Genomic DNA, 13,186 nt, shown 5'->3' with positions numbered 1-13,186 from the left:
AACAGCCGACGTGAGCCGGCTTCCGCCGGCGGTCAGTTGGCAGCAGGTGAGTTCGCGGTGGCGGACTTCAGGCAGTCGAGGATGGCGGTCCTGGCCTCCTCGCTGCCGGCGACCTGCTCCGGCGCCCGGTCGCCGGACTGCCCCCGCACGAACGCGGCGCGCTGCTCCTCCGAGGCGTAGGTCATGTACCAGTCGGCGACGCACTCGACGGCCGCGTTCGGGGTCCCCGCCATGCCCGGGTCGGACTTGATCTTCGCGACCACCTCCGCCCGTCCCGCCCCCTCGGAACCCCCGCACGCGGCCAGGCACCACGCCATCCCGACAACGACCACGCCGTGCGCCACCCGCCGAAGAGCGATCATGGCGACGGAGCATAGAGCGGGCCGCCGGCCTCGGGGCAGGTCGCGAACCTCGGGTCAGTCACCGACCTCGGGTCATGTCACCGACTCCTCCCGCAAGGCGTGAAGGAGGTGCCGCAGGGCGGGCGAGGGTGGTCCGGCGGGGACGACCAGCGAGGTGACGACGGCCGGAGCGGCGAGCGGCCGGAGCGCGACGCGCGGGGCGGGCGGCAGCCCGGAGACCTGGTAGAAGACCGTCCACGATGGACTGCTGCTCCCGATCTCGGTCAGGGTCTCCTGGAGTCCGGTGAACGCCGGACCGGCCGGGGGCTCGACGCCGGCCGCCCGGCACGCGCTCGTGATCAGGCCGTGGAAGAACGGGTTTCTCTCGCGGGGGGCCAACCTCAGGGGCAGCGCCGCGAGTTGTTCCAGGGACAGGCTCGGTTCGGCGGCAAGGGGGTGGTCGGCGGGCAGCGCCACGTGCAGCGGATCGGTCCAGACCGGCAACGCCTCCAGCCCGGGAGCCGCCGTCAGGCCACGGACGAAGGCCGCGTCCAGCGCGCCGGAGCGCACCGCCGCCACCCGCTCGGCAGGTGCGGCCCGCGTGAGGCGGACCCGCAACGCGGGGGCGACCGCCGCCAGCGCGGCCAACGCGCGGTAGAGCCGGTCGCCCGGCCCGTGGATCACGCCGAGCCGCAGGACACCCTCGTCCCCGGCGACGATCTCCGCCGCGACCGCACGCGCCCGGTCGGCCGCCGCGAGCACGGCGCGGGCCTCGGGCAGGAAGCGCTCCCCGGCGGCGGACAGCCGGACGCGGCGGGTCGAGCGGTCGAAGAGCGTCAGGCCGAGTTCGCGCTCCAGCCGGCGGATCTGCTGACTCACGGCGGACTGCACGATGGTCAGCCGCTCGGCGGCCCGACCGAACCCGCCTTCCTCGGCCACGGCGAGGAAGTACCTCAGTTGCCGCAGCTCCACGGCCACCCCCGATCCATCACGACTCGTGATCAATGCCTTCGCCAACCGCTTCTGGCTCAGCCGGTATTCCCGCGCTCGAATGAACCTGTCCGTCTGGAAGGAGCAGAGATGAGCCCCAACACCAAGGCCACCGTGGTCCACTCCGAGTCCGCCGAGCGCGTCGCGTTGTCGGCGGGCAGCGCGTTCCACCTGCTGGTCGACGCCAGCGGGACGGGCGGAGCGCTCGGCGCGAACCGACTTGTCCTCGCCGAAGGCGCTGACGGCGCGCGGCCGCACGTCCACAAGCTGTCGACGGAGATGTTCTCCGTGCTCGACGGCATCGCGGAGTTCCTGCTCGGCGACGAGCTGATCACCGTGGGCCGGGGTGGTCTTGTCGTGGTGCCACCGGGGCTGCCGCACGCGTTCGGCGCCGCCGCCGGTTCCACCGCCGATCTGCTCGTGGTCATGACGCCGGGCATCGAGCGGTTCGGGTACTTCCGACACCTGGGACGGATCGCCGCGGGCACGGACTCCTTCGGGAACCTGACGGCCGAGCAGGAACGCTACGACGTCCACTTCACCGACGCCGAGAAGTGGCAGGCAGCCCGAGCACGGTGATCATCGGGCGCTCCTCGGGGAGAAACTCATTGTCCACTGTGGACAGCAATGTGACGTGTCCTGGATCACCCTCCTGACTGTCACGCCCCACCGAGCGACCTCGTCCTGATGGCAGGACGGCACCGCTGGTCGCGGGACCGGACGGGCGAACGGACGACGGAACGGGAGGGTGAGATGGTCGACATCACGGTCGTGGGCGGTGGTTTCGCCGGCCTGGTAGCCGCGATCACCGCGGCGGAGGCCGGCGCGCGGGTGACCCTGCACGAGGCGCACCGGGAGTTGGGCGGTCGAGGACGGACCTCGGACGGCCCGTACCTCACGAACGAGGGGCCGCACGCGCTGTACAACGGTGGAGAGCCGTGGGGATGGCTGAAGCAGCGCAAGCTGCTCAAGCCGTTGGCGCCCCTCCCCCCGCTGGAGGGCGCCCGAATCCGCTTCCACGACGAGGGAAAGCTGCGCCGGACGCCCCCGATGGCCCTGTACCGGCAGGTGTTGCGTCGCGACGCTCCGGTGGACCGGGACTTCCTGAGCTGGGCCACCGACATGGGCGGCGAGCGCGCGGCGCGGATCGCGGCGAACTACATGGGGGTCGCGACCTTCCACCACGCGCCGGGCTCGCTCTCGGCGGCCTTCGTGCAGGAGCGCCTGCGTCGCGTGGGCAAGCTGCCGCCCGAGGCGCACTACCCGAAGGGCGGGTGGGGGCCGCTGATGAACCGGTTGGCGCACTACGCCACCGGCCTGGGCGTGCGGATCGAGACCGGCTCCCGGGTCGACGCGCTGCCGGAGTCCCGCCCGGTCATCGTGGCCACCTCGCTGGAGTCGGCCCGCTCGCTCCTCGGCGACGACACGCTCACCTGGCCCAGCGGCCGCACCATGTTGCTGGACCTGGCCATCTCCACCCGCAGGGGCGACCCGTTCGCGATCTCCGACCTGGACCGGCCCGGCTGGATCGAGCGGTTCACCGCGCAGGACCCCTCGTTGGCGCCCGAGGGCGAGCAGCTCATCCAGGCCCAGATCCCGTTGGGGCCGAAGGAGAAGAAGGCGGACGGGGTCAACCGGGCGGAGCTGTTGCTGGACCGGGGTTTCCCCGGCTGGCGGGAGCGCACGACCTGGATGCGCACGGCGGTGGCCAACGGCCGGACCGGAGCCGTCGACCTCCCCGGCACGACCTGGCGGGACCGGCCGGCCGTCGACCGGGGCGACGGGGTCTTCCTCGCCGGTGACCAGGTCGCGGCGCCCGGCCTGCTCGCCGAGGTGTCCTTCGCCAGCGCCGTGCGCGCGGCCCAGCTCGCGACGGCGGTCAGGCCCGCCCTGCGGTGAGGCCGCCCAGGACGGGAGGACCGGTGCGCGGCACGGACCCCCAGGCCGTGCCGCACACCGGTCATCTGTCCACAGTGGTCGGTTTGTGATCAGTCCGTGGTCAGCTCGACTTCGGGAAGGCCGCGGCGATCACGCGCTGCGCCACCACCGGCTGCCCCTGTCCCATGTGGAGGGTGTTCACCGAGAAGACCAGCCGGCGGCGGAGGTCCGGGGTCGCGCCCATGCCGTTGTTGTAGCCGGGCCGGTCCCCGCTCTTGCCCCAGACGGTCTGACCGTTCAGCTTCATCTTGGTCAGCCCCGCGCTGTGCACGGCCTTCACGTCGTTGGACGGGTCGTCGTCACCGTCGTAGGTCGGCACGTCCGGCACCGAGAGCATGACGTCGAGCTGCTCCTTCGGCAGGATCTTCCCGCCGAACAGCGCGGTCAGGAACTGGTCGAGGTCGGCGGCCGAGGAGATCATCGACGCGGCCGACCACTGCAACGACGGGTTGGCCTCGGTGACGTCGACCAGTTCCGTCTCCCCGTCCCTGGTGACGGCCTCGTAGGCGTGGGCGTGCGGGCCCCGGATCTTCGTGTTCCTGCCGGGCGCCTCGGTGTCGCCCAGCCCGAACGGGCGCAGGATCCTGTTCTCGATGACCTTCTCCCAGCGCTGCCCGGTCACCTTCTCGATCAGCAGACCGGCCACGATGTAGTCGGCGTTGCCGTACTTCTGCTTCTGCCCGGGCTGGAAGAGCAGGGGCGCCCTGGTGTCGAGCTGCTCACCGGGGCGGAACGTGTCGTACCGGTGCTCGAAGAACCAGGCCGCGTCCTTGCTGTTGACCGCGAGCCCCTGGATGCCGCTGGTGTAGGTGAGGACCTGGCGGACGGTGATCGGCGGGCGGTCGGCGGGCAGCAGGTCGGGCAGGTAGTGCTGGATCGGCCGGTCCAGCTCGACCCGCCCCTCGGCGACCAGCTGCAACACGGCAACGGCCGTGAATGTCTTGGTCATGCTGCCGATCCGGAACCGCCCGTTCTTCGGCACCGGGCGGCCGCTGTTCTTCTCGGCGAAGCCCGAGGTCCCCGACCAGCAGCCGGCGTCCCCGCTGACCCGCACGAGCGCCCCGCTCGCCTCGTCGTTGGGCAGCCCGGCGATCGCGTCCCGCAGGGCCTTCTGGTCGCGCTCCGGAAGAGCCCGGCACCGCGCGGCGGCCGCGCTCTCGCTCGGCGCGGCGGCGAGCGCGACGGGCGCCGTGCCCGCGAGCACCGCCGTGGCGACGAGCGCACCCGCCATGACGCGACGCGCGTGTCGGTTCTTCCGCAGACCCATCCTGTTGTCCTCCTGGCTGGAGACGACGACGGTCCGAAGTGGATTCGTGCGCGCTGGACCGTTCCCCAGCCGGCACGTCCCGGACGCGTCGGCGTCTGTTCACGTTGGCTCAGAGCCTCCCCCGACCCGGCCGCCCGGACATCGGGGGTGATCCCTGATCTCGCCACCAACCACCCCGGAGATGGCGCTCCGGGTCCCCCGGAGGAGCCGGGCTCCGGGGCGTGGTGCGCCGGCGCCTCCTGCCGGCACACCACGCCCCCTACTCCCGTCGAACGGCCTCGACGGCCTGTCCGCTCAGATGCGCCTCGTGCTCCAGTGCTGCCAGGCCCCGCCCACGTAGTTCCGCATGTTGATCCCGGCGCCGTCCCGGGTGTCGCCGTTGTTCTGGATGCTGAGCACCTGGCCGTTCACGTCGGTGTGGATCCTCCGGCCCTGGAAGGACCAGCGCTGGTTGGCGTTGCCGTGGCAGTCCCCCACCGCCTGCACGGCGGCGTTGATCTGCCCGTGCTTGACGTCCAGGCAGTGCCGCTCCGCCAGGTTGCGCAGCTTCGGCCCGTCCCAGAACCACACCTGCCTGCCGGTCCCGTCGCAGGTCCGCATCTCGACGTTGTCCCCGTTGGTGGTCAGGCACTTGTTGTGCAGGTCGCTGCGGATCTCGAAGAAGTCCGCGGCCGAGGCGGACGGGGCCGCGAGCAGGGACGAGGTCGCGAGGGCGAGAACGGTCGCCGCAAGGACAGAACGCATGAAGGGTTCCCCTCTCCTGTGCCGGACGGAGGCCTCGGGTTACTCCCCCTGTTCGACCGGCACACGAAGATCATGTGCCGACCGCCCCACCCACCGGCATCCCCAACATTGGGGGTTGCCATCCCACACACCGGCCGTCATGACTACCCGACACCCCTCCGTCAGCCCGCCGTTGACACCACGTACATCGAGGACAGTCAGCTGCTGAGCGTCAGGGGTGTGTGGCTCAGCCGACCCGCGAGCAGATCGTCGAGCAGGTCGGGAAGGTTGGCGGGCAGAAGCTTCTCGGGGCACCGCCGCAGATCCTCCGCCGTCCACCAGCGGCGTTCGATCAGCCCGGCCTTCTCGTTCTCCGTGGCTTTGAGCGCGACCTGCGGCGCGGTGCTGGGGGTGCGGCCGAGGAACACGTGCTCGATGCGATGGTGGTCCCGGCCCTGGTAGCGGAACCGGGACTCCCGCACCCACAGCTCGCGGCCCAGTGCGGGAAGCAGGATCCCGGTCTCCTCGGCGACCTCGCGCCGCGCGGCGTCGTGAAGGTCTTCGCCCTCGTCCAGGCCGCCGCCGGGCAACTCCCACCAGTGGTGGTTGGGGTCGGCGGGGTCGAGGGCGTGGATGAGCAGCACGCGGTCGGCGGGGTCCAGCAACAGAACACGGGCACTGATGCGGGGCCCGGTGCTGGTCGGAGCGGTCATCCTGCGGCGGGTCCCCTCGCGGTCATCACGGGCGGGTGGCCCGGCAGCCAACGACAAGCGGCACGAAGTCCCCCGGTGGCCCAGGAAACGAACATCAGACAGCGAGCCACGGCAGCGTTCAGGCCGCCAGGCGGAGTTGGCGGATGTCGTGGGCGAGTTGGGTGAGGTCGCTGTCCTGCCGGTGGCCTTCGGCTTGGGCCTGGAGCGGCGCGAGGGCATCCAGCAGCCGGGTGGAGTTCACCTCGCGGACCGCGGCGAGGGCTTGGTTGCCGACCTCGGCGCCGGCGGTGAGGTCGCCGTCGGCCAGGACGCAGGTGGCCAGCCAGCCGAGGTTGAACGCGCGCTGGCGGACGCGCTCGGCGGGGACTTCCCCGAGTGCGGTGAACAGGCGGGTGATGGCTTCCTGTCGGTGCGTGTGGTCGGTGAGGCCGAGCCGACTGTGGACGCGGGCGGCGCTGGTCCGCAGTGCACTGTGGTCGAAGAACGTCAGGAACTCGGGCCAGTCGTCATCATCGGTGGCGTGGCCGTACTCGTCCTCGGCTCGACGCAGCGCGGTGAGGGCCTGACGGGCGTCGCCGAGTTGGGCGTAGGCCATGGCCTCGTTGGCGTGCAGCAGAGCGACAGCGGCGGGGGAATGTGAGTCCTGCGCGCTGATCTGGCCGAGTTGGAACAGCTTGAGCGCTTCGCGTCCGTCTCCGTTGTCCAGCGGAACGCGGCCCAGGTGGTAGAGCACGATCGCGGAGTGGGCCGCGTTGCCGGCCTCCTGGGTGTCCCTGACCGCCTGGGTGAGGTAACGGCGGGCTTCCGCTGCCAGGCCGAGGTCGTGGGCACTCCAGCCGGCGAGGGTCTTGATCTCGGCGACGGCGGACAGCAGTGCGGGACGCACGTCGTCGGCGCAGGAGGCGTTGAGCAGGGACCCAGCCCAGTGCGTGTGGGCGAGGATCGCATCCCGGCAGGAACCGCCGCCGTGGGCGGCGTCGTAGGCGCGCAGGGCCTTGGTCAGGGCGCGCAGCTGGGTGATCTCGGTCTGGCCGACCCGGTTGGGCACGGGGGTGTGGAACGGGGCGACGGCGAGAAGGTCGAGTTCGGTCGGGGTCAACGCCGCACCCATGACGATCTTGCTGACAATGCCGAGAAACGTACGCCGTTCCATGACGTCATCCTTCGACGCGCGATCAGGCGTGGCAAGCCGTTGGGTGGCGCCGTCCGTGAACGCCAGTCCCATGTAGCCGCGGGGGATGGACAAGCCGTCGGCGATGCGGACGAGCAGGTCGTAGGCCTGGACTTGGCGTCCCTGGACGATGTCGCAGATCTCCGACTGGCTCTGGCCGGTGAGCGCGGCGATCTGCCGCTGGGACACCCCGGTCCTGCCGAGCAGGCGGTAGACCTCGCTGATGTCGTGTCTGGCCAAGGCGACCCGCATCGTGGGGTGGTCCCAGACTGCTGGGTTGATCGGCCGGCCAGGGGGCAGGACGTTCATCGGTGCCCTCCACTCGTGGTCGGTGGCCACGGTAGCCAGCACCAGGCGGGGATGTGGCGCTGCGATCGGTCAAGCCGATCGGCAACACCGATCGCCGCGGAGCGGGGCCAAGCCGAACAGGCTCGCCGCTCTCGCCACACGTGGCGTCGCGGCACGGTCAGGGGGAACACAGCGCCGCCAGGCCGCGTGAGCGAATTCCACGGTGCGGGCTGCGCGATCACGTCCCGGTTCCTCCGGTAAGGATCAGGAGCAGGCAGATGAGTACGCCGACCACTGAGCGCAGCAGCGAATCCCAGCGGATCTCCGACGCCGACGACGGTGTCGATCCGTTCGACCTCGACATCACGTTCATCGAGAACACGCCAGCGACCGAGACGGTGCTGATGTGCAGCACCGGTGACAACTGTGGGAGCTCCTGCCCGAGCGCCTGCACCACCTCCTAGCCCAGGTCAGCCGCAGGGCGCGGGCCGGGCGGTCGGCTCCGTCGGGTCCGCGTCCCTCCTGTCACGAACGGAGTGTGGGGGATGACGCGCGTGCGACGCAGCCTGTATCGGGGTGCTGACAGGGGGATGCTGCGTGCTGCGGTGAACCGCACCGAGCCGGATATGCCGCCCTGGCCGGGGCCCGGAGCTCCACAGGAGTGTTGGTGTTCGTGGCTGGCCACAGTGTGGGCCGATGACGACTTCCGGAAGGCTGTGTCCAGCGCCAGTCCTGATCTGGAACACCAGGTTGAGGCAATCCTCAGCAGACGTTTGTCGAAGATACGCCGGGTACGCCGGGCGGCGCTGGCCACCGCGCGCTATGCGATCAGGTACGCGCGCCGCTCGACCCCGTTCGGTTTCTTCGCGGGTGTCGCGCTGGTCGAGTTCGGTGACGGGGCCGAGGTGCGCTTCGGTGATGGCGATCAGGCGGTTGCCCGACCGGACCCGGTGGCGCTGGATGCGGCGATCAGTGCCTGGGAAGCCGACGTCGAGCGGATGGCCGACGTCGAGGTCTGTGTCAACAATCTGGCATGTCAGCGGGGAGGGCGCGTGTACGTCCCGTCCGAAGGCGCCTCGGAGTTCTCGCTCGTGTTGACGCCCGTGGTCGCGCTGGTGCTCGACGCGGCCCGCTTGCCGATCCGGTTCTCGGATCTGGTGGACAAGATCGCCGCTGAGTTCCCGGACACTGCCGACCATCATCGAGCTCAGACGCTCGCGCAGTTGCTGCGGGTGCGGCTGCTGCGGTCGGCGTTGCGGGCGCCCGCCACCGTTGTCAATCCCGCCGCACCCCTGCCGGCCACTCTGCGCGAGAAGGCGGCAATCAGGGCGGCGGCGCCGGATCTGCACCTGGACGCCACCGTGCGATTGCCGAAAGCGGTGATGACGGAGGCTGAGACCGCCGCGACCGTTCTGACCCGGCTGGCCACGCATCCAACGGGGACTCCCGTGTGGCGCCACTACGCCGAGCGGTTCGCCGACCGCTACGGTGAGGGCGTCGAGGTACCGCTGGATCTGGTGACGGATCCCAAGCGGGGCTTGGGTTTTCCCGAAGGGTTCGGCCAGGTGTCCGAGCCACCGCGCGCGATGACCGGACGGGACCGGCTGCTGCTGGAGCTGGCTGGCGCAGCAGCCCTGGAGAGCCGCAGATCAGTGGTCCTGTCCGACGCGATGATCGAGCGGCTGGAGGCCACCGCCGGCAAGGCCACGCTCACCCCACCTCACCTCGAACTGTGCGCGCAGGTCCAGGCTCTCTCGACGCACGCCCTGGCGCGCGGAGACTTTCGCCTTCGGATCTCGACCGTCTCCCGCTCGGCCGGGTCGATGACGGGGCGGTTCTGGCACCTGTTCCCCGAGTTCGCGGTGAGCCATGCCGGTCTGCCCACCACCGAGCCCGGAGCGGAGCTCGCCCAGCTTTCGTTCCACGCCGCCCGGACCCCGGCGGACCTGCTCACGCGTGCCCCGCAGGTCCTGCCCAGACTGGTCAGCGTCGGGGAGTTCCGCCACCGTGGAAAGGGGTCGCTGTTCCCGTCCGACCTGGCGGTCGGCATCCGCGACGGGCGCCTGTATCTCGCCGAGGCCGCCACCGGCACGCACCTGGAGTTGCTCGCGCCGACCGCGATCAACTTCCTGTGGAACAACTACACCCCTCCCCTGGCCCGGTTCCTGGTCGAGATCAGCCGCGCGGGCGCTCCTCAGGTGACGTGGTTCGACTGGGGTGCGGCCTGGACCCTTCCGTTCACCCCGTCGCTGCACTACCGGCGTTCGATTCTGGCGTGTGCCCGGTGGAAGCTGGCAGCGCGGGAGCTACCCGGCCGTACCGCCACGCTGGATGAGTGGGCCGGGAAACTGCACGACTGGAGGAGCCGGTTCGGTGCGCCGGACCTCGTGCTGCTGGCCGAGGACGACCAGCAGCTACCGCTCGATCTGCGCCAGGACATGCATCTGGACCTGCTGCGCACCCGTCTCTCCGCCAGCCCGACCGGTGTCGCCGTCCTGCACGACGCGCCGCCGCCGGACTCGGACGGCTGGATCAGCGGACGCGCCCACAGCATCGTCGTCCCGCTGGTGGTGCGCTCATGACGGGGACGGCGGCCCGGCCCAGGACACAGGACCTGTCCGAGGGGGCACTTGGTGTGGCACTACTGCACCTTGAGCGCGGGGATCTCATCGCCGCGCGACACAGCCTGGCGCAGGCGGTCGCGGGTGGTGTCAGCACTGGAGGGAACGCGTCGATGTTCCACGGCGCCCCAGCACTGGAGTTCGTGCTCAACTGCGTCCGGCAGGGCGGGCGTGAGGTCCGTGATGCCGTCGACGGGATCGTGACCGCCCGACTGGCCGCGGCCCGTCGGCGTCAGGCTTCCGGAACCTTGCCGCATCTGGCGGAGTTCGACCTGATCCGGGGTTTGGGCGGGCTGGGCGCACTGCTGCTGACCCGCGACACGCCCTCCCCGCTGCTGGAGGAGGTGCTGGCCTACCTGGTCTCCCTGTCGCGGCCGGTCCGGATCGGGGGCCGCACGCTGCCGGGCTGGTGGGCCGAGGCCGGCCCCGGCGGTGAGGAGATGGCCGGCGGGCACGGGAACAACGGTGTCGCGCACGGCATCGCCGGCCCGCTGGCGGTGCTGTCCCTCGCCGCCCGGCGCGGCGTGCAGGTGCCGGGACAGCACGACGCGATCGAGGTGTTCTCACACTGGCTGGACAGGTACGGCTGCCGCTACTGGATCACCCGCGACCAGATGTCCGCCCCCGAGCCACCCAAGCCGGCGCCCGCGCGTCCGTCCTGGTGCTATGGGCAGCTCGGCGTCGCCCGTGCCCAGCAGTTGGCCGCGATCGCCCTGGGCCACCAGGCCCGTCGGCTCGTGGCTGAGAACATGATCACGTGCACGCTCGCTGACCCGGACAACCTGGGCCGGGTCAGCGACGCCTCGCTGTGCCACGGCTGGGCCGGCCTGCTGGCTGTCACTCGTGCCGTCGCCGACGACAGTGCCGCTCCGAACCGGTTCACACCCTTGATCGACGACCTCACCGCGCGCTTGGCCGTCGACCTGGACCGGCTGTCCAAGCCCGGGTTCATGGAAGGCCGGGCCGGCGCGCACCTGGCACTGGACGGCACGAACATCACCGGCTGGACCCGAGCACTGCTGATCACCTGACCCGTTCTCCCCGAGTCGCATGAGTGAGGAGCGGCCTACGCCATGAATGAGGACGACGAGGGCCTTCCGATGACCGCGGAGAGGGACTGGTGGCATGCCACTGTGTCGTTTCCCGGCGGTGCCGGAATGACCCCGCAAGCTGCGCAGGCGCTGTGCTCCGGGTTGCAGGACCAGCGGTTTCACTTCCTGCGCAAGGACAGCGGGCTGAGGCTACGCACCGAACGCCCCGTGGCCGACCTGCTGGACAAGCTCGTCGCCCACGAGTTGGCCAGTGGCTGGGTCGGCGGCGTCTACGAGCCGGAGACCGAAGCCTTCGGCGGCCCCGACGGCATGAACATCGCGCACGAGGTTTTCTGTGTGGACAGTCGTGTCGCCCTGGCCGAAACCGGCACCCCGAACACCCGGGAACGTTGCGTTCTGCTGCTCTCTGCCATGCACCGGGCTGCCGGCCTGGACCCGTTCGAGATCGGCGATGTCTGGGCGAAAGTCGGGGCCCTGCGGCCACCCGTCGACCCACCCACCGGCAGCTCGTACAACCGGGCGGTCGCGGCCATGCGCCGACTGATGAACGCCGATGCCGCCCAGCGGCCGAACGCCGAGCCAGGCTGGGCCAAGCGTGTCGCCGCGTTCGACGATGCGGGGCGCCAGCTGACGCAGCTGGCCTCCCAGGGACGACTGGGACGGGGGCTGCGCGCGGTGCTGGCCCACCACGCGATCTTCGCGTTCAACCGCGCCGCAGTACCCACCCACGAGCAGGCCGCCACCGCCTGGCTGGGCCGCCACATCGCCTTCGCAGACACACAAGAACCGTTCACGTGCCTCCCCATGAGCCCAACCACATCGCCCCCTCACCTCCCCCGAATGGAGATCACCGTGTCCCCCGACACCGACCCCACCGTCCTGCGCGAGGCACTGGTGCGGCGCCTCATCGACGGCGGACACCTGCGGACCCCGGAGGTCATCGCCGCCTTCCGGGACACCGAGCGCCACCAGTTCCTGCCCGGCGTTGACCTCAAGGCCGCCTACGCCGAGGACGCCGTGCCCGTCAAACACGACGAAACCGGCGAGATGGTCTCGTGTATCTCCGCGCCCTCGATCGTCGCCACCCAACTGGAGCAGCTGGGCGCCCAGCCCGGCCACAAGATCCTCGAAGCCGGAGCCGCCACCGGCTACAACGCGTGCCTGCTCGGCCGCCTCGTGGCCCCCGGCGGCCACGTGTGGACCGTGGACGTCGACCAGGACCTCGTCGAGCGCGCCGAGAAGAACCTCACGCGGGCCGGGGCCGCCACCGTGTCCGTGGTGCTGGCCGACGGCGCCGCCGGCCTCGCCGAGCACGCCCCCTTCGACCGCATCCAGTTCACCGTCGGCGCCGGCGACGTCCCCGTGACAGTTCTCGACCAACTCGCTCCCGGCGGGCGCCTGGTCCTGCCGATGCGGATCCGCGGCAGCGTCTCCCGCAGCTTCGCCTTCGAACACGACGGCCACACCTGGACGACCGTCTCGTGCGAGATGGCGACGTTCGTGCCCCTGCGCAAGGGCGTCTGCGACGACATCCACACCCTCGTCCCCATGACCGGTGACGGCGACGTCCGCCTGGAGACCTTCAGCGAGCAGAACGTGGACCGCGACGCGATCCGCACCGTCCTGGACCAACCGAAGGTCACGGTCCACTCGGGAGTGAAGTTCCGCCAGGGCGACCCCTGGCAGTGGCTGTACCTGTACCTGGCGTGCGTGCTGCCCAACGGCCTGTCCCGCATGCCCGGCTCCCGCCCCGGCTTCACCCCCCACTTCGCCTGGGGATCCATGGCCGCCCTGCACGGCGACACCCTGGCCTACCTCACCATCCGCGAAGGCGCCGACGAGCGGGGCAGGTACTGGGAGATCGGGGTCATCGGCCACGGCCCCCACGCCGCCACACTGGCCGACCAGGTCGCCACCGAAATCGACCAGTGGAACCGCGGCTGGGGCAACCACGCACCCGAACCCAGCTTCCGCATGGCCGTCGGCGAGGCCCGCGACCAGCTGACGCCCTCCGACCCGCGCTTGGTCATCGACAAACCCCACAGCCGCCTGGTCGTCGACTGGCCACGCAGGAGCTGAGCC

At 70.9% G+C, this 13,186-nt stretch carries 12 protein-coding genes; 6 read left to right on the top strand and 6 right to left on the bottom strand.

Annotated elements, in window-relative coordinates; translation table 11 throughout:
* Positions 1-32: 32 nt before the first annotated feature.
* Positions 33-362: a nucleoside/nucleotide kinase family protein gene (locus tag BUE43_RS28825; RefSeq protein ID WP_143174461.1), complete on the bottom strand. Its 330-nt coding sequence runs from the start codon at positions 360-362 to the stop codon at positions 33-35.
* Between the two features lie 72 nt (positions 363-434).
* Positions 435-1,319, bottom strand: coding sequence for a LysR family transcriptional regulator (locus BUE43_RS28820; RefSeq protein WP_234995982.1), 885 nt, complete (start codon positions 1,317-1,319; stop codon positions 435-437).
* A 102-nt stretch (positions 1,320-1,421) separates the two neighbouring features.
* On the opposite strand from BUE43_RS28820, the gene BUE43_RS28815 reads away from it, so the two are divergent.
* Positions 1,422-1,910 (top strand): cupin domain-containing protein, encoded by a 489-nt coding sequence (locus tag BUE43_RS28815; protein WP_073489366.1) that lies wholly within the window; start codon positions 1,422-1,424, stop codon positions 1,908-1,910.
* Between the two features lie 174 nt (positions 1,911-2,084).
* Entirely contained in the window at positions 2,085-3,230 is a 1,146-nt protein-coding gene (locus tag BUE43_RS28810; RefSeq protein WP_073489364.1) for an FAD-dependent oxidoreductase, read from the top strand.
* Between the two features lie 100 nt (positions 3,231-3,330).
* On the opposite strand, the gene BUE43_RS28805 is transcribed toward BUE43_RS28810, so the two are convergent.
* From BUE43_RS28805 to BUE43_RS28790, 4 genes are all read right to left on the bottom strand, one after another.
* Positions 3,331-4,536, bottom strand: coding sequence for a serine hydrolase domain-containing protein (locus BUE43_RS28805; RefSeq protein ID WP_073489362.1), 1,206 nt, complete (start codon positions 4,534-4,536; stop codon positions 3,331-3,333).
* A gap of 294 nt (positions 4,537-4,830) precedes the next feature.
* Complete coding sequence (locus BUE43_RS28800; protein ID WP_073489360.1) at positions 4,831-5,280, bottom strand: RICIN domain-containing protein; 450 nt, start codon at positions 5,278-5,280, stop codon at positions 4,831-4,833.
* Between the two features lie 197 nt (positions 5,281-5,477).
* Complete coding sequence (locus BUE43_RS28795; RefSeq protein ID WP_073489358.1) at positions 5,478-5,972, bottom strand: NUDIX hydrolase; 495 nt, start codon at positions 5,970-5,972, stop codon at positions 5,478-5,480.
* A 118-nt stretch (positions 5,973-6,090) separates the two neighbouring features.
* Entirely contained in the window at positions 6,091-7,452 is a 1,362-nt protein-coding gene (locus tag BUE43_RS28790) for an NsdA family TPR-like regulatory protein (RefSeq protein WP_073489356.1), read from the bottom strand.
* A gap of 257 nt (positions 7,453-7,709) precedes the next feature.
* Here BUE43_RS28790 and BUE43_RS28785 point away from each other — a divergent pair, with 257 nt between their 5' ends.
* From BUE43_RS28785 to fxlM, 4 genes are all read left to right on the top strand, one after another.
* Positions 7,710-7,895 carry an FxLD family lanthipeptide gene (locus BUE43_RS28785; protein ID WP_073489353.1) on the top strand — a complete coding sequence of 62 codons (186 nt, stop codon included), beginning with the start codon at positions 7,710-7,712 and terminating at the stop codon, positions 7,893-7,895.
* A gap of 81 nt (positions 7,896-7,976) precedes the next feature.
* On the top strand, positions 7,977-10,013 hold the full coding sequence (locus BUE43_RS28780; RefSeq protein ID WP_200797708.1) for a lantibiotic dehydratase family protein: 2,037 nt from the start codon (positions 7,977-7,979) through the stop codon (positions 10,011-10,013).
* Complete coding sequence (locus BUE43_RS28775; RefSeq protein WP_073489349.1) at positions 10,010-11,083, top strand: lanthionine synthetase C family protein; 1,074 nt, start codon at positions 10,010-10,012, stop codon at positions 11,081-11,083. The genes BUE43_RS28780 and BUE43_RS28775 overlap by 4 nt, the downstream gene beginning before the upstream one ends.
* A gap of 126 nt (positions 11,084-11,209) precedes the next feature.
* Positions 11,210-13,183 (top strand): methyltransferase, FxLD system, encoded by a 1,974-nt coding sequence (fxlM, locus tag BUE43_RS28770; protein WP_200797706.1) that lies wholly within the window; start codon positions 11,210-11,212, stop codon positions 13,181-13,183.
* Positions 13,184-13,186: the final 3 nt, after the last annotated feature.

This window comes from Streptoalloteichus hindustanus (genome assembly GCF_900129375.1).
Taxonomy (GTDB): Bacteria; Actinomycetota; Actinomycetes; order Mycobacteriales; family Pseudonocardiaceae; genus Streptoalloteichus; species Streptoalloteichus hindustanus.
The sequence above is the reverse complement of the archived record's forward strand: the minus strand, read 5'-3'. Positions and strand labels throughout refer to the sequence as shown.